Source organism: Sphingobium sp. CR28 (assembly GCF_052327305.1).
Lineage (GTDB): Bacteria > Pseudomonadota > Alphaproteobacteria > Sphingomonadales > Sphingomonadaceae > Sphingobium.
In genome coordinates this window covers 1204140-1223508 of the sequence record NZ_CP182486.1, presented here as the reverse complement: position 1 = coordinate 1223508, position 19369 = coordinate 1204140, and the positions used below count along the sequence as shown (strand labels likewise).

At 63.2% G+C, this 19369-nt stretch carries 19 protein-coding genes; 5 read left to right on the top strand and 14 right to left on the bottom strand.

Going from position 1 to position 19369, the window contains the following annotated elements; genetic code table 11:
- Positions 1–14: 14 nt before the first annotated feature.
- The 3 genes from dxs to dctA form a co-directional block, all read right to left on the bottom strand.
- Positions 15–1937, bottom strand: coding sequence for a 1-deoxy-D-xylulose-5-phosphate synthase (dxs, locus tag ACNAOH_RS05710; RefSeq protein ID WP_443972056.1), 1923 nt, complete (start codon positions 1935–1937; stop codon positions 15–17).
- 85 nt (positions 1938–2022) lie between these two features.
- Entirely contained in the window at positions 2023–2487 is a 465-nt protein-coding gene (locus tag ACNAOH_RS05705) for a Fur family transcriptional regulator (RefSeq protein WP_443971794.1), read from the bottom strand.
- A gap of 45 nt (positions 2488–2532) precedes the next feature.
- The gene (dctA, locus tag ACNAOH_RS05700) at positions 2533–3828 is read right to left on the bottom strand and encodes a C4-dicarboxylate transporter DctA (RefSeq protein WP_443971793.1); all 1296 of its coding nucleotides are present in this window, start codon (positions 3826–3828) and stop codon (positions 2533–2535) included.
- Between the two features lie 67 nt (positions 3829–3895).
- Between dctA and ACNAOH_RS05695 the strand changes: the two genes are divergently transcribed.
- On the top strand, positions 3896–5641 hold the full coding sequence (locus tag ACNAOH_RS05695) for an acyl-CoA dehydrogenase (RefSeq protein ID WP_443971792.1): 1746 nt from the start codon (positions 3896–3898) through the stop codon (positions 5639–5641).
- A 4-nt stretch (positions 5642–5645) separates the two neighbouring features.
- On the opposite strand, the gene ACNAOH_RS05690 is transcribed toward ACNAOH_RS05695, so the two are convergent.
- On the bottom strand, positions 5646–6422 hold the full coding sequence (locus ACNAOH_RS05690; protein WP_443971791.1) for a hypothetical protein: 777 nt from the start codon (positions 6420–6422) through the stop codon (positions 5646–5648).
- An 89-nt stretch (positions 6423–6511) separates the two neighbouring features.
- The gene (locus tag ACNAOH_RS05685) at positions 6512–6937 is read right to left on the bottom strand and encodes a PH domain-containing protein (RefSeq protein WP_443971790.1); all 426 of its coding nucleotides are present in this window, start codon (positions 6935–6937) and stop codon (positions 6512–6514) included.
- Positions 6938–7036: 99 nt separating this feature from the next.
- Between ACNAOH_RS05685 and ACNAOH_RS05680 the strand changes: the two genes are divergently transcribed.
- Positions 7037–7999, top strand: a complete 963-nt coding sequence (locus ACNAOH_RS05680; RefSeq protein ID WP_443971789.1) for an NAD(P)H-dependent flavin oxidoreductase — start codon at positions 7037–7039, stop codon at positions 7997–7999.
- Between the two features lie 48 nt (positions 8000–8047).
- On the opposite strand, the gene ACNAOH_RS05675 is transcribed toward ACNAOH_RS05680, so the two are convergent.
- Positions 8048–8827, bottom strand: a complete 780-nt coding sequence (locus ACNAOH_RS05675) for a sulfite exporter TauE/SafE family protein (RefSeq protein WP_443971788.1) — start codon at positions 8825–8827, stop codon at positions 8048–8050.
- 197 nt (positions 8828–9024) lie between these two features.
- Here ACNAOH_RS05675 and ACNAOH_RS05670 point away from each other — a divergent pair, with 197 nt between their 5' ends.
- Complete coding sequence (locus tag ACNAOH_RS05670; RefSeq protein ID WP_443971787.1) at positions 9025–9327, top strand: hypothetical protein; 303 nt, start codon at positions 9025–9027, stop codon at positions 9325–9327.
- Positions 9328–9355: 28 nt separating this feature from the next.
- Here ACNAOH_RS05670 and ACNAOH_RS05665 read toward each other — a convergent pair whose 3' ends face one another.
- The 3 genes from ACNAOH_RS05665 to ACNAOH_RS05655 form a co-directional block, all read right to left on the bottom strand.
- Positions 9356–10756, bottom strand: coding sequence for a phospholipase D-like domain-containing protein (locus ACNAOH_RS05665; RefSeq protein ID WP_443971786.1), 1401 nt, complete (start codon positions 10754–10756; stop codon positions 9356–9358).
- A 63-nt stretch (positions 10757–10819) separates the two neighbouring features.
- Positions 10820–11092 (bottom strand): hypothetical protein, encoded by a 273-nt coding sequence (locus tag ACNAOH_RS05660; protein WP_443971785.1) that lies wholly within the window; start codon positions 11090–11092, stop codon positions 10820–10822.
- A 128-nt stretch (positions 11093–11220) separates the two neighbouring features.
- Positions 11221–11403, bottom strand: coding sequence for a hypothetical protein (locus ACNAOH_RS05655; protein WP_443971784.1), 183 nt, complete (start codon positions 11401–11403; stop codon positions 11221–11223).
- Positions 11404–11500: 97 nt separating this feature from the next.
- On the opposite strand from ACNAOH_RS05655, the gene ACNAOH_RS05650 reads away from it, so the two are divergent.
- The gene (locus tag ACNAOH_RS05650; RefSeq protein WP_443971783.1) at positions 11501–12154 is read left to right on the top strand and encodes a S24 family peptidase; all 654 of its coding nucleotides are present in this window, start codon (positions 11501–11503) and stop codon (positions 12152–12154) included.
- A gap of 64 nt (positions 12155–12218) precedes the next feature.
- Here ACNAOH_RS05650 and ACNAOH_RS05645 read toward each other — a convergent pair whose 3' ends face one another.
- Positions 12219–12965 (bottom strand): glucose 1-dehydrogenase, encoded by a 747-nt coding sequence (locus ACNAOH_RS05645; RefSeq protein WP_443971782.1) that lies wholly within the window; start codon positions 12963–12965, stop codon positions 12219–12221.
- Between the two features lie 111 nt (positions 12966–13076).
- On the opposite strand from ACNAOH_RS05645, the gene ACNAOH_RS05640 reads away from it, so the two are divergent.
- Entirely contained in the window at positions 13077–13427 is a 351-nt protein-coding gene (locus ACNAOH_RS05640) for an ArsR/SmtB family transcription factor (protein WP_443971781.1), read from the top strand.
- A gap of 6 nt (positions 13428–13433) precedes the next feature.
- On the opposite strand, the gene ACNAOH_RS05635 is transcribed toward ACNAOH_RS05640, so the two are convergent.
- The 4 genes from ACNAOH_RS05635 to ACNAOH_RS05620 form a co-directional block, all read right to left on the bottom strand.
- On the bottom strand, positions 13434–14165 hold the full coding sequence (locus ACNAOH_RS05635) for a class I SAM-dependent methyltransferase (RefSeq protein WP_443971780.1): 732 nt from the start codon (positions 14163–14165) through the stop codon (positions 13434–13436).
- Positions 14165–15292 carry a peptide chain release factor 2 gene (prfB, locus tag ACNAOH_RS05630; protein ID WP_443971779.1) on the bottom strand — a complete coding sequence of 376 codons (1128 nt, stop codon included), beginning with the start codon at positions 15290–15292 and terminating at the stop codon, positions 14165–14167. Before prfB ends, ACNAOH_RS05635 begins: the two co-directional genes overlap by 1 nt.
- A gap of 109 nt (positions 15293–15401) precedes the next feature.
- The gene (locus ACNAOH_RS05625) at positions 15402–16634 is read right to left on the bottom strand and encodes a phospholipase A (protein WP_443971778.1); all 1233 of its coding nucleotides are present in this window, start codon (positions 16632–16634) and stop codon (positions 15402–15404) included.
- A gap of 165 nt (positions 16635–16799) precedes the next feature.
- Positions 16800–19316 (bottom strand): penicillin-binding protein 1A, encoded by a 2517-nt coding sequence (locus tag ACNAOH_RS05620; RefSeq protein ID WP_443971777.1) that lies wholly within the window; start codon positions 19314–19316, stop codon positions 16800–16802.
- Positions 19317–19369 lie beyond the last annotated feature (53 nt).

Sequence of the window (19369 nt, the reverse complement as noted above, 5' to 3'; positions counted from 1 at the left end):
GCGACGTTCGCGCCTCAGGCGCGCGCGCTGCTTTCGACCCCGGCGCTGTTATGCCGCAAGGCGGACAGCGCCGTTTCCACGATTGCGTCCGCGTCGAGGCGGGCCTCTGCATATTGCAGGTCCGGCTTGTCGTGATCCTGGAATATATCGGGCAGGCGCATTGTCCGCAGCTTGAGACCCGTGTCGATGAGGCCCTGATCGCTCGCAAGCGTAAGCACATGCGCGCCCAGCCCACCGATTGCGCCTTCCTCGATCGTGACGGCCACTTCATGTGTGGCGAGCAGACGGCGAATCAGCGCCTCGTCCAGCGGCTTGGCGAAGCGCAGGTCCGCGACCGATGTGGAAAGGCCTTTGGCTTCCAGTTGGTCGGCGGCTTTGAGGGCCTCCTCCAGTCTGGTGCCGAGAGAGAGGATCGCGACCGTCTTGCCCTCTCGAACCATCCGGCCCTTGCCGATTTCGAGCCGCTGTGGCGTTTCCGGCAGGGCGATGCCGATGCCATTGCCGCGCGGATAGCGCAGCGCAATCGGGCCATCGTCATGGCAGGCGGCGGTGTGGACCATATGGACCAGCTCCGCTTCGTCGGCCGCTGCCATCACCACCATATTGGGCAAGGTCGCGAGATAGGCGATGTCAAAGCTGCCAGCGTGTGTCGCGCCGTCCGCGCCGACCAGCCCGGCGCGATCAATCGCGAAGCGCACGGGAAGGTTCTGGATCGCCACATCATGCACCACTTGGTCGTAAGCGCGCTGCAGGAAGGTGGAGTAGATCGCGCAGAAAGGACGCATCCCTTGCGCGGCGAGCCCGGCCGCGAAGGTGACAGCATGCTGCTCGGCAATGCCGACATCGAAGGCGCGCTCGGGGAAAGCCTGCGTAAATTTGTCGAGGCCAGTGCCTGAGGGCATGGCAGCGGTGATCGCGCAGATGGTCGGGTCGCGCTGCGCTTCCGCGATCAGCGCATTGCCAAAGACGTTGGTATAGCTCGGCGGACCCGCCGGCGCCTTCACCTGTTCGCCAGTGACGACGTCGAACTTCTGAACGCCGTGATATTTGTCGGCCGCTGCCTCCGCCGGGCCATAGCCCTTGCCCTTCTTAGTGACGACATGAATGAGGCACGGGCCTTCTGCGGCGTCCCGCACATTTTCCAGGACCGGAATCAGCTGCTCGAGATTGTGGCCGTCGATTGGCCCGACATAATAAAAGCCCAGCTCCTCGAAGAGCGTGCCGCCCATGGCCATACCGCGTGCGAACTCGTCCGTCTTCTTGGCGGCGGAGTGGAGCGGGCGCGGGAGCTTGCGAGCGAGGCGCTTCAAGACCTCGCGCAGCGAAAGGAACTCGCGGCTGGACACGATGCGCGAGAGATAGGCCGAGAGCCCGCCGACCGGCGGCGCGATCGACATGTCATTATCATTGAGAATGACGACAAGGCGATTGCCTGCATCCGTTGCGTTGTTCATTGCCTCATAGGCCATGCCGGCAGACATGGCGCCGTCACCGATGACCGCGATTGCCTTGCCCGCCTTGCCCGCCAGCTTGTTCGCGATGGCGAAGCCCAAAGCCGCGCTGATGGAGGTGGAGCTGTGGGCGGCACCGAAGGGATCATATTCGCTCTCGGCGCGCCGGGTGAAGCCCGAGAGACCGCCGCCCTGCCGCAGCGTGCGGATACGGTCGCGACGCCCCGTGAGGATTTTGTGAGGATAGCACTGGTGCCCCACGTCCCAGATGAGCTTGTCGTCCGGCGTGTTGAACACATAGTGTAGCGCGACCGTCAGCTCGACGACGCCAAGCCCCGAGCCCAGATGACCGCCTGTCGTCCCGACTGCGGAAATGGTCTCGCGACGCAGCTCGTCCGCCAGTTGCGGCAGAGCATCGGGCGTGAGGGTGCGAAGATCCGCCGGAACATTGACCTGATCGAGCAGGGGCGTGGTGCTTTGGTCCATCGACCCGACATAAGGCCTTGCGTCTGCCATGTCGAACAGGATCGCTCGGTCAGAGGGCCTCATTCCGTCGCGCTGGAACGGCGGCCTATCCGCATTTGGCACAGGTGCCGAGCACCTCGATCACCGGGCGCTCCGCCGTGAAGCCCTCATGCGCCGCGACGCCCCGCACTTTGCCGGTGAGAGTGTCGTCGTCGATATGCGTCGCTTCCCCACAGTTCCGGCAGACGAGGAAGATGCAATCGTGCAGGCAGCCGGGATGCGCATTGGCGATATAGGCATTGGCGCTCTCGACCCGCAGGGCGAGATTATTGGTCACGAACAGATCGAGGATGCGATACACGCTGTTGGGTGCCACGCGCTTGCCGCGACGCTGCGAGACCTTGTCCGCAATGTCATAGGCTGAAGACGGCTTCTCCTCCGCAGTCAAAACCGCGAAGATATCGGCGCGCATATCCGTCCACTGCTCGCCATTGGCTTCAAGGGTCGTTCGCGCCGCAACGGCAAGCTGGTCGCCAGTCGGTTCGTTATGCTTGTGCGCATGGGCTGTCATGGCGCGAATGTAAGACGTCGCGGGTGCCCGCACAAGCAGGCCGATCTACGGTGTGACGGGGGCAGGACGACCGCTCAGCGCCCGATCGAGCGCATCGCGATCCAGTTCCTTCTCCCAGCGTGCGATCACGATGGTCGCAACGGCATTGCCGATGAAATTGGTGAGGCTGCGGCACTCGCTCATGAACCGGTCGACGCCCAGGATCAGCGCCATTCCGGCGACCGGCACGCTGGGCACTACTGCCAGGGTGGCAGCCAGCGTGATGAAGCCGGCGCCGGTGACGCCCGCCGCGCCCTTGCTGGAGATGACTGCGACGGCCATCAGCCCGAGCTGATCGGCCAAGCTGAGATCGATGCCGCAGGCCTGCGCGATGAACAGAGCGGCGAGCGTGAGGTAGATGTTCGTCCCATCGAGGTTGAAGCTGTAGCCAAGAGGCACGACGAGACCGACGATGCCCGGCGCGCATCCGGCATCTTCCAACCGCTTCATCAGGCTGGGCAATGCGCTTTCCGACGAGGAGGTGCCGAGCACGAGCAGCAACTCGGCCTTGAGATAGGCGATAAGCCTGACAATGGAAAAACCCGTGAAGCGCGCGATGGCGCCCAGCACGAGCAGCACGAAAAGCGCAGACGTGACGTAAAAGGTGATGACCAGCGTCACGAGATTGGCAAGCGCGCCGATGCCATAATGTCCGATTGTGAAGGCCATGGCCGCGAATGCGCCGATGGGCGCGGCGCGCATGATGAGCGCGACGATGCGGAAAGCGAGTGCGCCGAGCTGGTCCGTCGCCCGCACGATCGGCGCGGCGGCATCCCCCATCAGCGCCAGAGCGACACCAGTGATGATAGCGACGAACAGCACCTGAAGGATCGAGCCTTCGGTGAGCGCGGAAATCGGAGTCGTCGGGATGATGTCCAGCAGGAAGGCGCTGAGAGAGTTATGCGCGGCTGCGCTCGCATATTCGCTGACTGCCGAGGCATCGAGAGACGCAGGATCGACGCCCAGCCCGGCGCCGGGCTTCACGACGTTTGCCACGACCAGCCCGATGAACAGCGCGAAGGACGAGACGATGATGAAATAACCGAGCGCGCGCAGCGCAACCCGGCCCAGTTCGCCCAGCCCGCGCATATGCGCGATGCCCGAGGCGAGCGTGAGGAAGATGACGGGCGCGATCACCATCTTGATCGCTTTCACGAAGGCGTCGGCCAGAGGCTTCATCGCGCCGCCCCAAGGCGGGGCAAGAGCGCCGAGCGCCACGCCCAGCACGATCGCGATTAACACCTGAACATAAAGATGCCGCCACCAGGAGACCCGAACCGGCGCGACCGTCATCTGCTCCATCTAACCCCCATTTGGCGTACCAAGCTTGCTCTCGTACCCGGTCTCCGCCATCCCCGATAGTGGCCGAATGGCTGGGAGAGGAGATATCGAGATGGCGGATTATCGCGCACCGATCGCCGAGCAGATGTTCGTGCTGGGTGCCGTAGCGGATTTGCCGGGACTGTCCGGCTTGCCCGGTTTCGAAGTCGCCGGTCTGGATACCGCTGAAGCGATTCTCGGCGAGTCGGCGCGTCTTGCGGAAGCGGTGTTCGCCCCGCTCAACCGCAGCGGAGACAGGGAAGGTGCCCGCTGGCAAAATGGAACGGTGACGCTGCCAAAGGGCTTTCGCGAGGCCTATCGGGATTATGCGGCGGGCGGCTGGCTGGGTCTTTCCGCGCATCCCGATCATGGCGGGCAGGGCCTGCCCTTCGTGCTGTGCGCAGCTGTGCAGGAACAGCTCACTGCCGCAAACATGGCGCTCTCGCTCAATCCCATGCTCACTCTGGGCGCAATCGAGGCACTGCAGGCGCACGGAACGGCCGAGCAGCAAGCACTTTACCTTAGCCGCATCGTCTCGGGCGAATGGACGGCGACGATGAACCTGACCGAGCCGCAGGCGGGCAGCGATCTGGGCGCGTTGCGTAGCACGGCTGTCCCTGCTGGCGATGGCAGCTATCGGATCGCGGGGCAGAAGATCTTCATTACCTGGGGCGAGCATGATGTGGCGGACAACATCGTCCATCTCGTGCTGGCTCGCCTACCCGATGCGCCAGCGGGACCGAAGGGCATCAGTCTCTTTCTGGTGTCGAAGTTCCTGCCCGATGAGAGCGGCCACCTGGCCAAGCGTAACGACGTGCAGTGCGTTTCCATCGAGCACAAGCTCGGCATCCACGCCTCGCCGACCTGCACCATGCAATATGGCGAGAAAGGCGCTTGCGTCGGCTGGCTGGTCGGCGCGGAGCATGGCGGGCTGGCCGCGATGTTCACCATGATGAACCATGCGCGCATCAATGTGGGTCTGCAGGGTGTGGCGATCGCCGAGCGGGCGCGGCAGGATGCCTATGCCTATGCGGCGGAGCGCATTCAGTTCGGCCCGATCATCGAGCATCCCGATGTGCGTCGGATGCTCATGACGATGACCGCGGAAACGCAGGCGGCGCGTGCGATCGTCTATATGAACGCCGCCGCTGTCGACCATGCCCATGCCGAACCGGATGCGGACATCCGGGCGCGATGGAAGCGGCGGGCGGACCTGCTGACGCCGATCAGCAAGGCCTACGGAACGGATGTTGGGGTACTCGTCACCAGCCTCGCCGTTCAGGTGCATGGCGGCATGGGCTATATCGAGGAGACGGGCGTCGCTCAGCATTATCGCGATGCCCGGATCGCTCCGATCTACGAGGGGACGAACGGCATTCAGGCGATGGACCTCGCCGGGCGCAAGCTGCGCGGAGACGGCGGTGCCGCGATGGCGGAGCTACAGGCCGACATAGCCGAAGAAATCAGCCAGTGGCGGAATGACACGCGCCGCGCGACAATGGAACAGGCGCTGTCCCTGCTGGCAGAGGCGGCCTCCCAAATGCGCGCGCACGATCAGGCAGGCGCCGGAGCAGCAGCCTATCCTTTCCTCAATCTTTGCGCGGGCGTGATCGGTGGCTGGCTTCTGGGGCGTCAGGCGGAGCGTGCGGAGGAGATGAAAGCCAGCGGTGAGGGCGACCATGCTGCTCTTGCGGCAAAGTCGTCCGTTTCAGACTTTTTCCTGTCGCAGCGACTGCCACTTGCGCTGGCCAATATCGCTGCAATCCGCTGCCCGGCCGAGATGCTGGCCGTCTAGGATTCTAGCGGCGGCCCTGCTCGGCGAGGCGGCGCAGCGTGAGGAGCGCGCTTTCGAGTTGCACCTCCACTGCGTCGGCGAGGTCATTGGCGGGGGTCGGCATCCGGGGCGTGGGTTGCGGCTCCCGCTCCGATGCTCCGTAAGGCTGGATGCTGTGCATTGTCGGCGCTCCGGGCGCAAAAATCATCCGCTCGGTAAGGTGCGCGCTCGCGATCTGCGCCTCGCAAACCGCGATTCGGCGAAAAAGCCCCCGCTCGAAACGGAAAAGAAGATCGTGGAGGCTCGTGTCGCCTGTCGTGCCGTTCTGAGAAATGGGGGACGCAGTGACGCACCCCGAGAGATCGTCTGTCCGATCAGACGCATCAGTTGTAGCCGTTGGCGGGGGTGGCGGCAGATCCCGGCTGGCCATGAGGGGCGGGCGGGGCGGTGCGTCGGGATGACTGTCCGCGCGTCTGCGTGCAGGCATCCCGGCTTCGTTGGCGCTTGAACGCCGGCGCTGGATCCATGCCACAAGGCGGTGCGCGACGAGCGCGAAAAGCCCTGCGATCCCGCCGACCAGCATTGCGAGCGCAAGATGCGCGGTGGGAGGGGCAGGGGGCGCCAGAATGGACAAGTCTTGAGCAAGGCCGCCCTTCACGAGGATGTTCCAGAGGGTCGCTTCGGGCAGGGCGGCGACGAAGGCGACCGTCAGGGCAGCGATCAGCACCGCGAGCGTCTCCGAGCTGCCCAATACGATGTCGATTGGCGCGCGCTTGCGCCGCTGAGGCAGAGGTTTCGTCATATCCATGCCGGCTCCTTCCGGCAGATGTATCTAACGAAATAAGGTAAACAGGGTCGTAACAGGTGGTCCGGCAGGTCCCTTCTTGTGGCTCACGTCTCGCGCGGCGGCAAGCGGCTTCCGGGCTGCGCGCTGATGATCTCGCGAATCCGATTGGGCGCCGGCAAGCCGCGAATGGCGATCTCGGCATAATCGCCAGCCGTGAAGATCTCGACGTCGCCGACATTGAGCAAACGCTGCATCACGCCCTGATTCACGCGCACGGATCGCACGCTCTCAAGGTTCACTTGCACCCGCTGCTTCGAAATGAGCCCGCGTTCCGCGAGGATTTCGCCGGGGCGAATCGCCAGCCGCTCACCGCGCACGACGATCGACCAGATGCCGATCACCAACAGGCCGACGATCGAAATGGCGAGCAGCGTGAAAAGAAATGGATGGTTTCCGAACATCGCGGGATGCTCGTCGTAAAGCCACTGCCCCTGCGGCATGCTGGTTGGATCGCGTGTCACGGTGCTCATCCTATTCCCATGGCCCGGTTGGTCAAGCATCAGCCTGATTGACGCGGGCGAACGGGCTCGCCAAGCCGCCTCTACAAGACAGAAGCGAAGAGGTGAGAGATGGCGATCCCGGAACCCCTGCGACGCGGACTGCGCCTGCCGCTGATCGGTGCGCCGCTCTTCATCGTTTCCAATCCGGAACTGGTCATTGCCCAATGCACTAGCGGGATCATCGGCGCAGTGCCGTCGCTCAATGCGCGCCCCGCCGAAGAGCTCGAACGCTGGTTGGAAAAAATAAGCACCGCGCTCGCCGCGCATGATGCCGCGCACCCGGAAGCGCCGGCTGCCCCCTTCGCCATCAACCTCATCGTCCACAAGTCCAATCCACGCCTCATGGATGATCTGGCGATCTGCGCGCGCTTCAAGGTGCCGCTCATCATCACGTCGCTGGGCGCCAATGAGGAAGTGAACCAGGCCGTCCATAGCTGGGGCGGGCTGGTGTTCCACGATGTCATCAATCAGCGCTTTGCCCGCAAGGCGATCGAAAAAGGGGCGGACGGCCTCATTCTGGTAGCGGCCGGGGCAGGCGGACATGCGGGCGTGCAGTCGCCCTTTGCGCTGGTGGCGGAAACCCGGGCGTGGTTCGACGGGCCGATTGCCCTGTCCGGCGCGATCTCGACCGGCGCGGGTATTCTGGCGGCACAAGCGATGGGCGCGGACTTCGCCTATATGGGGTCGCCTTTTATTGCGACGCGGGAGGCGAACGCAACTGCAGCATATAAAGAGGCGATCTTAAGCGGTTCGGCGCAAGATATTGTCAACTCAAGCTATTTTACCGGAGTAAATGGCAACTATCTGCGGGAGTCGATTATTGCGCAGGGCATGGACCCGGAAAATTTACCGCAGCGCGATCCCTCTGCCATGAACTTTGGCGAGGCCAGTGGAGCCAAAGCGTGGAAAGACATATGGGGTGCGGGGCAGGGGATCGGCTCGATCCACGAAATTGTCCCCACCGCCACGTTCATAAGATGCCTGGCGCGCGAATATGCGGCCGCGAAGGCGCATCTGACGGACTTGGGCTAATCTGAAACTTGCTGCTAACGAGCTGGGCTATTCCGGCCGCCGCCCCGCTCAGCTCAGCATCTTCACACCGCTTGCGAGCAGCACAATGGCAAGCGCGGGCCTGACGAACCGGTCGGACAGGCGGGTCGAGAGATAAGAGCCCAGGATGATGCCGGGGATCGAGCCGATCAGCAGCGCGCCGAGCAGCGAAAAATCCACATTGCCCATCCACAAATGTCCGATGCCGGCGACGATGGTGAGGGGCACGGCGTGGACGATGTCGGTGCCCACGAGCCGGGTGGCTGACATGCGCAGCGGATAGAGCGCGAGCAGCATCGTCGCGCCAAGCGCGCCCGCTCCAATCGATGTGACAGTGACAAGCACGCCGAGGATGGCGCCGGCCACGACGGTCAGCGCGGGCTGCAACGCACGGTAGCGCTCTGCTGTCTCTTGGGTGAGGTTGAGAGCGAGGCCGTGAACCTTACGCCATGAAAGCGTGGCTATCGCAGTGAGAACGAGGATGACGCCAAGCGCGTTTATGACCAGCCCCTGACGCATTTGCCCGAGATCGAGCTGAGACAGAACCAACAGGGTGAGAATGCTCGCCGGGATGCTTCCCATCGCCAGCCGCTTCACCACCTGCCAGTCCGGCTCGCCTAGGCGCTGGTGCACGGCCCCGCCAACGGACTTGGTAATCGCCGCGAACCACAAATCCGTGCCGACCGCAGTGGTCGGCGCAACGCCGAGCAACAGCACGAGGATCGGCGCCATGAGCGATCCGCCGCCCACGCCCGTCATGCCCACCAGCGTCCCCACCAGCAGTCCGGCCAGGCCGTGGGCATAGTCCATCCGTGCTTGTTCCCCTGTTCAGCTCGTCGCCGGGCACATCGTCTCATACGGCGCGTCGTCGGTGGCTTATGCGACGCTCAATGGCAATGCGCGGCGCACAAACAAATTCTGCTGCCGGCTCAAGACCGGGGCGTGGTCGGCGCTATGCGTGTTCCCCCCTTGCCTTGAGATGCGAAAACGCGCAATTGCGCCCGGCAATGGAAAACAAGGCGATATTGGAAGCCATCGCGCTCAAGCGCTGCCTCGCCGCGCGGTACAACAAGCTCGCGCTGGTTCTCGCGCCGCATGTCCTCTATCGCAGGAACGACAGCTTCTTCATTGATGCGATCACCGTGACGCGCGAGGGGCTTCCTCCCAAGGAAGACAAGGTCGGCAGTTACAATCTCGCTGGCCTTTCCGAAGTTTCGGTGACGGACCAGAGCTTCGAGATCCATCCGTTGTTCGACCGGATGGACGTCAAATATCGCGACAACACCTTCTTCATGATCGACGCCGAGTAACGAGCGCCCTCGGGAACTTGAGCGCAGTTCAGAGCAGCGGGCTGACGAGCCGGGCGGCATTTTCCATGATTCGACGCACGCGCGGCCGTGCCCGCCATTCCGCGAGAGTCAGCACGTCGCTTGCCTCCATATAGCCCGCCTGCACCGCGCGGAGTGCTGCCCCGACGGAGGGCTCATGAATGAGCAGGCTGACCTCCGCGTTCAGCATGAAGGAGCGTACATCGGCATTGCTGGACCCGACGATCCCTAAGCAGCCGTCCTTGCTCACATGCTTGGCGTGAAGAAGGCGTCGGCGATACCGATGGATGATGACGCCGGAGCGCAGCAATTCGTCGTAATAGCTCTGTTGCGCCCAAGCGACGAGGCGTTGATCGACGACGTGGGACACGATGAGATGGACGGCAACGCCGCGCAGGACGGCGTTCTCCAGCGCAATGAGCAGGGCTTCGTCCGGGATGAGATAGGGCGACACGATCACCACGTCCCGCTCCGACCGGTGGACAGTCTCGACGAGCAGCCGCTCATAGCCCGGCTTGCCGAAATCCGGGCCGCTCGGCATGAGCTGGAGCCGGGCATCGCCGACAGGCGCCGGAATGGTCGCAGTCGGTAAAGTCTCGCGCGTCTCCAGATACCAGTCCGTTGCAAAGACGCTGGCCAGAGCCGCGACGACCGGTCCTTCCACTTTGGCGACCAGCTCGTCATTGACGATTCCGGGTCGGAAATCACGGTTCACGATATTCTGCGAGCCGACAAATCCGATCTCGCCATCGACCACGCAGATCTTGCGGTGATTGCGCAGGTCCGTGCGTGCTCGACGGAGGCTGGCAAAGCGGACAGGAAGCGCGAGGCGGATCGGCACATTGAGCCGTTCGAGCATGACCCGCGTGCGCCGGAGCCAGGGCCGCGTGCCTAAGGCATCGACCAGCAGGCGAACATCGACTCCCCGCCTGCGTGCGCGGGCAAGTGCCTCCGCGACACGATGGCCTGTCCGGTCATCAGCGAAGATATAAGTGAGGAGGTGCACGCTGACCCGGGCGCCGTCGATCGCCTCGACCAGCGCATCGATGGCTGCGTCATAGTCGAACAGCAGTTCGACCTTGTTGCCCCCGCAGTCCGGAAAGTCGCCCAGCAGATGCGCGAGGCGCGAGAGCCGTTCGTCGTCCACCGTGGCGGGGGGAAGGCTGTCTGCCACTGCCTGCCGCGCCGTCGCGGTTTCCTCGAAGCGACGATGCCGCCAGGCCGGAAAACGGGCGCGGCCAATGAGGTGATAGAGGACGAGGGCGGGGATGGGCAGGAAGAGCACGAGCAGAAGCCAGCTTCGCGCCGCTTCCGGAGGGCGGCGCAGCGGGATCACCACGAGCATAACAAGGCGGACCGCCCATTCCGCCAGCAGATAGGCGAGGGCGAAGTTGGAACCGCTGGCGATCATTCGGCGAGGTTATCGTGTGATTCTCGCGCACGGAAGCGGTTCCGACCGTTGCTCTTGCTCTAATTACCAGTCCTCAAGCGTGAGAACGCAAAGCGACAGGCGGGAAAGGTCCGGGCCGTCATGGACGACGCTGTCCACCGCGAGATCGACCACGATATGACCGCGAATCGCAAATTCGGCCTCAGGAAGGGACGCTGCGAGCGCGGCCGCGCGGGGTGCCGCATGTTCGCCCTGAATGACCAGGCTGAGCTGATGCTGCATGCCGACGAATGTCGCGCTGTGCCATGGCCGAATATCTCCCTCCACTGTCGCGCCGTCTCCCGCAATCTGGAGCAAGGCGGCGCACAACCGGCCATGACAATCCTGCCGCTCTGGTCGAGGCGTAGACGGGCGAATCGATTCTTTCGGTCGGCGAAGGATTTTCAGCCGTCTTGTTGTGTTCGTGTTTCCCAAGAGAGCGATCATCAGAACGAACCCTTATAAGTGTTCATGAAATGTTCTACACGGCGTTTCATGCGGTCAGTCGGTTCGCGGCCCAGACGCAGATCGAAGACGAAACGGGGATCGCGCACCGCGTCGCGGCCAAAGCGAGTCGGGGGAATATCGTGCCGTCGAATGAACCGCTCGACGGAATGCAGGATGGACATGGGCTCGGCTCCTTTCGGTTGAGTCGGATAGGAATAATCCTATCTCCTATGCAAAATCCTACTTGTCTAGGAATATTCCTATCTCTATTGAGGCGGCATGGATGGATCCTCAGTCCGCGATTATCTCGATCGGCTCATCAGGGAGCGAGGGGACAGCTATGACGCTGTCTCGCGCCTGCTGGGCCGCAATCCCGCCTATATTCAGCAGTTCGTGAAGCGAGGAACGCCCAGGCGGCTCGACGAGCGGGACCGGGGCATATTGGCGCGCTATTTCGGCGTGGCGGAGGAGAAGCTCGGCGGGCCAGTGGCAAGTCGGGTATCGGACGTGGGCCGGCCCGTGGTGGTGGTGCCCCGTCTGGCGCTTGGCGCCTCAGCAGGGGCGGGCAGCCTCGATCAGAGCGAGGAAGCGGAAGGCGCGCTGGCGTTTGACCCGAAGTGGCTGCGTGGTCTGGGCGTTCGGCCAGAGCGGCTCTCCATCATTCGGGTGGATGGCGAGTCTATGATGCCGACGCTGGGCGACGGCGACGACATCATGGTCGATGGCAATGACGGGTCTGCCCTTCTTCGCGAAGGTATCTATGTTCTGCGCATGAACGACGTGCTGATGGTGAAGCGAGTCGCGCCCACGCCGCTCGCAGGGCATTTCTCGATCAAGAGCGACAACAGCCTCTATGCGAGCTGGGAAAGCGTGAAGGCGCAGGACTTCTCCATCGTCGGACGGGTCATCTGGGTGGGTCGACGCGTGGGCTGAGCCTGCCGCAGGGATGCAACGGTCTCCGGCGCGCACCGAGAAGTGCACGCCGGGGACAAATCATTTAGCGAAGGCCGCCACTGGCGACGATCTTTTCACCCGTGACCCAGCGTGCATCGTCTGACGCCAGGAACAGGGCGAGGTCGGCAATGTCGGATGGGTGCCCGGCGCGACCGAGCGGGGTGTCGGCCACGAAGCCAGCTTCGGCCTCGGAACCAGCGATGCCTGCGCTATGCGTACCCTCCGTCTCGACATAGCCGGGATTGATGGCGTTGACACGGATGCGGCGCGGCGCCAGCTCATTGGCAAGAACGCCGGTGATTGCATCGACCGCGCCCTTCGTGGCTGTGTAGATGGTCGACTGGGGCATCAGTACGCTGGTGACGACCGACGAGATATTGATGATGCTGCCGCCCTCACCGAGATGCTTGGACGCCTCGCGCGTCGTGAGCAGCAGGCCGAGCACGTTCACGTCAAACATCCAATGATACTGCTCTTCGGTGATCTCTTCGATGGCCGAAAAGCCGTAAACGCCGCTGTTGTTCACAAGAATATCGAGCGCGCCGAAGGTCTCGACGGTGGTGTCGATCAACGCCTTGGCCTGATCGGCCTTGCTAACGTCCGCCTGTATGGCAACGGCCTTTCCGCCTGCAGCCTCGATGGCCTCAACCACCGCATCGGCACCGGCCTTGCTCGATGCATAGTTGACCACGACGGAGGCGCCTGCCCCACCCAATGCCTTTGCGATTGCCGCGCCAATGCCTTTCGACGCACCCGTGACGACGGCGACTTTTCCAACCAGTTTCGACATGATCTGAATTCCTTGTCCGAAATGGGAAGGCGCCGGGACGGCGTCTCTTGTCCCATAGTTCGGGAATCTAGAACTATTGAACCCGGCTTCAAGGGGACCTACCTGAAATTTATGAGACCCTTGTTTCACCCCTCGCTGGATGCTGTGCGGCTGGAGGCCATCCTCCACGCGCTGTCCGACCCCGTGCGGGTCGGGATGCTGACGCAGATTATCGACTCATCCTGCGCGCAAAGCTGCACCGCCTTCGCGCAGATCGGGGATCGCGTGATCCCCAAGTCCTCGCTCTCCCAGCATTTCCGGATTTTGCGGGAGGCGGGGCTTGTAAGATCGGAGCGTGTGGGGGTGGAAGTGCGCAACACCGTGCGCTGCGACGAAGTCAACGCGCGCTTCCCCGGCCTGCTGGCTGCCATTCTGGACGCCTACCGCCGCGAAACGGCGCGGCAGGAAGTGTCTGCGCACTAGGCGCGCTTAGCGCTTCACCTTGCAGGGAACGATCTGCGCGGGCGGCACTCGACCAATGCTGCGGGCGAAGCGGGCCATATAGCCGCCTGCCGATGGCCGCGGCATGATCTCGATGAGCCGGAATCCGATCGCGCCGAACTCGCATTTCAGCAAGGCCGGGGGCGTGCCGTGATCCTGAGTTTCGCGATTCGGCTCGACGACGATGACCTCGCCTTTGTCCTTGAGCGCGGGATAAAGCCGCCAGAGAAAAGCGTAGGGCTCCGTGATCTCATGGTACATGTGAACCATGAGGATGCGGTCGAAGCTTTTTTCGGGGAGTTTGGGATCGTCGCTGCTGCCGAGCTTGACGCTGACATTCTCCCAGTTTTCGCGATTGACGCGGCGACCAAGCGCATCGATCACCTCGGGCAGAATGTCCTGCGCGAGCACGCGGCCGTCCTCACCTACGCGCCTTGCGAGCCGCACCGTATAATAGCCTTCGCCCGCGCCGATGTCCGCCACGGTCATTCCCGGACGGATGCCTGCCCGGTCCATGATGTCTTCCGCCTCATTGAGCCGGTCGCGGGCTTCCTCGTTGGACCAGCGAGTCGATATGATCGGCGAAACCGGTCGATCGGCTTTCGGAAATTCGCGGGAGGTGGGAGGGCGGCCGTCGTCCGGCGCCGTCACGTCGTCACAGCTTGCCGTGAGCGGAAGCAGCGCAGCGAGCGCGACCAGATGCGCCCGGGTCAGCGCCATCAGTCGACGTCCTCCACCTCGACCTTCTCTCCGGTCACTTTCTGGCTGAGGGCGGCGGCCATGAATGGGTCCAACGCACCATCCAGCACGTCGTCGGGCGCTGTGGACGTGACGCCGGTCCGCAAATCCTTCACGAGCTGGTAGGGCTGGAGCACATAGGACCGGATCTGGTGGCCCCAGCCGATCTCCGTCTTCGCCTGATAGTCCGTGCTTGCGGCTTCCTCTCGCTTGCGCAACTCGGCTTCGTAGAGCCGCGCCTTCAGCATGTTCATGGCCGTCGCGCGGTTCTTGTGCTGCGAGCGGTCGTTCTGGCTGGCGACGATGATCCCTGACGGGACGTGCGTGATCCGTACGGCCGAGTCCGTCGTGTTCACGTGCTGGCCGCCAGCGCCGGAGGCCCGATAGGTATCGATCTTGAGGTCGGCCGGATTGATGTCGATGTCGATGTCGTCGTCGATCACCGGGTAAACCCATACCGAACTGAACGAGGTGTGCCGCCGCGCCGAGCTGTCATAGGGCGAAATACGCACGAGACGGTGCACCCCGCTCTCCGTCTTGGCGTAGCCATAGGCGTTCTCGCCCTTGATGAGGAGCGTGGCGGACTTGATGCCGGCCTGCTCGCCGGCCTGATAGTCCACCATCTCCACCTTGTAGCCGCGCTGCTCGGCCCAGCGCTGGTACATGCGCTGGAGCATCTCGGCCCAGTCCTGGCTTTCCGTGCCGCCTGCGCCCGCGTGGATTTCCAGATAGGTGTCGTTCGCGTCCGCCTCGCCGGAAAGCAGCGCGGTCACCTTGTCCTTGTCCGCGCGTGCGGCGAGGGTGGCCAGGCTTGCGACGCCTTCGATCGCCAGCGCTTCGTCGCCTTCCTCGTCCGCCATCTCGATCAGCTCGACGGTATCGTTCATTTCCGTCTCGATCGCGCGGGTCGCCGAAATCGCGGCGTCCAGCCGCTGGCGCTCGCGCATGACTTCCTGCGCGGCTTTCTGGTTGTCCCAGAGCGTGGGGTCCTCGACGCGCGCGTTCAACTCGTCGAGACGGCGCAGCGCACGGTCCCAGTCCAGAAAGCGGCGCAGCAGATCGAGCGCGGCCTGGATGTGATCGACATGGGCTTGCGCTTCGGCGCGCATGGAACGTCTCCGTTGTGTTGGCGTGACCGATATAAGGCCAAGCCCTGCCCGATGCGACGCCCAGCGCGCGAGGTCAAGGGGAGCCGGCCTCTGACGCGCGCCGGACCGGTCAGCGCGTGAGAGCGATGCCGAACCGCAGACGGGTCATGCGACGATCATAGTCGCGCAGGCTCTCGCCATATCCGCTGAAGATTTGCCCGAAGAGATACAGATCTGGAGCGCCGTGAATGATGTTGGGTAAGGGATAGGACAGCTCGCCCTGGAACGAGCCGCGCTCCGCCGCGAAATTATAGCGCGTGTCCGTGGCAAAGCGCAGCCCGTTGTCCTTGCCGATCTGGATGTTGATGCTCGTATTGCCGCGATAATCGAGAATGTCCGGGTTGCCCGAGCGTCCGCCGATGAGATTCATGACACGCGGCGCCACGGTGAGGGCATATCCGTCGCCCAGATCAAAACGGGAGGCCGGAGAGATATAGATATTGTTGAGGCTGCGCCCGAGATCTCCCGCCCGCCCGTTCGACTCGTGCTGAATACCCATTTGCAGGCTGAACGCTACTTTCCGCGCCATGCCCACGGCAGGCGTCCGGTAGAAGATCTCCGGGAGATAGTTCACGTCACGGAAGGAGGCGTCCGACGCGATGTCCCAGAACATTTTCTGCGTGAAGGCGAAATAAAGCCCGTCATGCCATGTGTGCTGGTCCGTGGGTGCAGGCTCGCTGCCGATGAGCCGATACTTGAAACTGGCCTGCACGCGCCACTCGCTGTCCTTTGCGTTACCGAAGACGATGTAGCTTGGCTCATAGGTGGAGAAATTGCGCGTGAAGCTGTTCTTCGCGCGTTCGTTGAACGACTGCGGCGAGCGGTCTATTTCCTGGCCGGAGAGCGCCAATGCCCGGGATTTTCTCGTGCTTCCTGCGGTTGCTTCCGCAGACAGCACTTCACTGTCCGGAACCACATCCGTCGTCAGCGCGACGCGTTGGGTTTGAAAGGCGGGCACGCTGATAAGCTGCCCGGACTTCGCATCGACCGGACTCGTCGCACGATATCGAGCCCGTGAGAATGTGTGCGCGGCAATCTCAACGATGTTCGAGGACTGGTCGGAGTTATCCCGTTCGAGCGGGCTCGTCTCAACGGTCTCGCCGCTGACCTGAGCCTGCACGGTTGCAGGCAGCGAAACGGTCAGGGCAAGATCGGTCTCATTGAGAATCAAAAGATCGATCGCTGGCCGCCCGTCGACGATCTGGACGCGGCTGATGACGTAATTTGGTGCCTCTGCCCCATAGGAGGCAGGCGCGAAGAGGCACGCGGCGAAAGCCGCGCGGATGTATACCGAACGTTGCATGATCCGCTCGCTCCCTGTTGTGCGCGTGCGATATGCGAATCCATAACGAGCGGTATATATCTGGTAAAGCTCTAAACGAGCTTGATTGTTTTTATGCTTATTCAGTTGTGCGTTGCACAGTCAGGGCCGGCTCGTCTCGTCGACCGTTCGATCCATAGGGTCGGATCAGTAGATGCCGCCCTGATCCCCAGCGAAATCAGCGGGCGCCTGCCGGTTGTTCCGGTTGCGATCATCGGCCTTGTCGCGCTCGACAATCTCTTCCTTGCGGATCGTACGGCGCGGTTCGGTTTCCGGCTTGAACGCTTCCCAGATGATGGCGGACTTGGGATCGCTGCTCGGCCAGCCGCCATAGACGCGCTTGCCCGATCGCCGGTCGATCCGCACCATACGCACGCCTGCAGGCGCGACGAAAGGCGTCTTGGGCATCCCCTCCAAAATCGGTTTCATTGCCTCTTTCCAGATCGGCGCGGAAATCCGACCGCCCTGTGCGTATCCGCCAAGGCTGCGTGGGCGATCATAGCCTAGATAGACGCCAGCGACGATGTCGGGCGAACCGCCAATGAACCAGACATTGGTCGGGCCGTTGGTCGTGCCGGTCTTGCCGAACAGAGGACGGTCGAGATCGCGAAGGACCGTCGCTGTGCCGCGCTGAACCACGCCCTCTGTGATATGAACCATCTGGTATGCCGTCATCGGGTTCATCGCCTGCCGCCCGGTGGGAAGGAAGCGCGGCATGGGTTTGCCATCCCAGTCGGCACGGTTGCAGCCCTCGCAGGCCTTCCAGCTCTTCGGCCAGATCACCTTGCCGTTCCGGTCCTGCACATAGTCGAAAACCTTGGCGTCGAGCCAGCGGCCATGATTGGCGAGCATGGCGAACGCGTTGACCATTCGCTCGACGGTCGTCTCGCCCGCGCCCAGCGAGAAGGCGAGATAGGGCTGATAGTCGCCAATGCCCATATTCTTGATGGTGCGGACCACGCGGTCCATGCCGGTTTGCGAGGCGGCGCGCACGGTCATGAGATTGCGCGACTGCTCTATGCCCCAGCGCATGGTCTGCGGCCCGGCGCTCGACCCGCTGAAGTTGCGGAAGCATTTCTGGCCCAGCCGTCCGCCCTGATAGACGCAGAACGGCCCATCGACGATGATCGATGCGGGCGTCATGCCATTGTCCAGCGCTGCCGCGTAAACGAACGGTTTGATGGTGGAACCGGGCTGGCGCATCGCCTGCGTTACGCGATTATATGAGGAGAGGCGCGAATCGAACCCGCCCTGCATCGCGTAGACGCGGCCGGCATGGGTGTCCTCGATCATCATGCCGCCCGACACGGCGGGCACGTTCCGCAGCGCATAGGCATCGCCTTGCGGCTTCACGACGATCGCGTCGCCCGGATTGAGGGCGGCGAACGCAGTGCCGCCTGTGCGTCGGTAAGGCATTTGCGCGGCGGAAGCGGGCAGGCTGGCGGTCTTGCCGCCGGGCAGGCCGATCGTGGCGCCCGCTGCGTTTTTGGAGAGGACGACGGCGACGGTCCAGTCCTGATAGTCGATGCCGAGGTTGGACGCGGCCAGTTCCCGCCACCAGTCCTCGCCAGCGGAGAGCTTCCGGATCGGCCCGGACCATCCATGTCCGGCGTCGTAGCGCAGCAGGCCATTGCGGAGCGCCTGCGCTGCGTGCGCCTGCATGACGGGATCGAGCGGGGAACGGACCCACAGGCCACCGGCGTAGACGCTGTTCGGCCCATCTTCCTGAGCCTCGCCGAACAATTCGATCAGGCGGCGACGCACCTCCTCGGTATAATAGCCGCCGAGGCTGTCATTAAGCGCGGCGTTGCGCTGCGACACAGTGCCGAGCGGCTGGCTGCGCGCCTCCTGATACTGGGCTTCGTTAATGAACCCGTTCGAGCGCATTTCGCTCAGCGCCCAGTTGCGCCGGTCGAGCGCGCGGGCATGGCCCTGCTCGCTCTCGGGTCGATAATTGGCCGGACCTTTGGGGAGTATCGCGAGATAGGCCATCTCGTGCAGCTTGAGATCCACCACATCCTTGTCGAAATAGGCGCGCGATGCAGCCTGCACGCCGTAGGCATTTCGCCCGAGGAAGATCTGGTTGAGATAAAGCTCGAGGATCTGCTCCTTGGAAAGAACATTCTCCATGCGCCAAGCGAGGATCATCTCCTTGATCTTGCGGGTCGGCGAATATTCGTCGCCGATCAGGAGGTTCTTGGCGACCTGCTGCGTGATGGTAGAGCCGCCTCTGGCACGAGCGCCCGAGCCGATCTTGCTCACATAGTCCAGCACAGCGCCGAAAAAGCCCGGCACATCCACGCCATGATGCTGGAAGAACGTCTTGTCCTCAGCTGCGAGATAGGCGTTCACCAGCAGAGGCGGAAAGTCGCTATATTGCAGCTGCACGCGGCGTTCGCGCGCATAGCTGTGAATGGGCTCGCCGTTGACGTCCCGGACGATAGTGGGGAGCGGCGGCTGATAGTCGAGCAAAGTGCGCGCATCCGGCAGGCCACGCGCGAAAATGATCCAGAACAGAAAGAAGGCTGCCACGACGGCGCCGATGGCAAGAGTGAGCCAGCGCACGCGACGGCGGGACCAGAGCGCAGAAATGCGCTCGCGCCAGCCTCCCTTGCCATCCCGCTGCAAGCGAATGCGGGTCGGTTCGCGCGTCGTCTCGTCCATCGTGGCCCGCTCTAAAGAGTCATCTCTCTCGTGGAAACCGCTTTTGCGCTGAT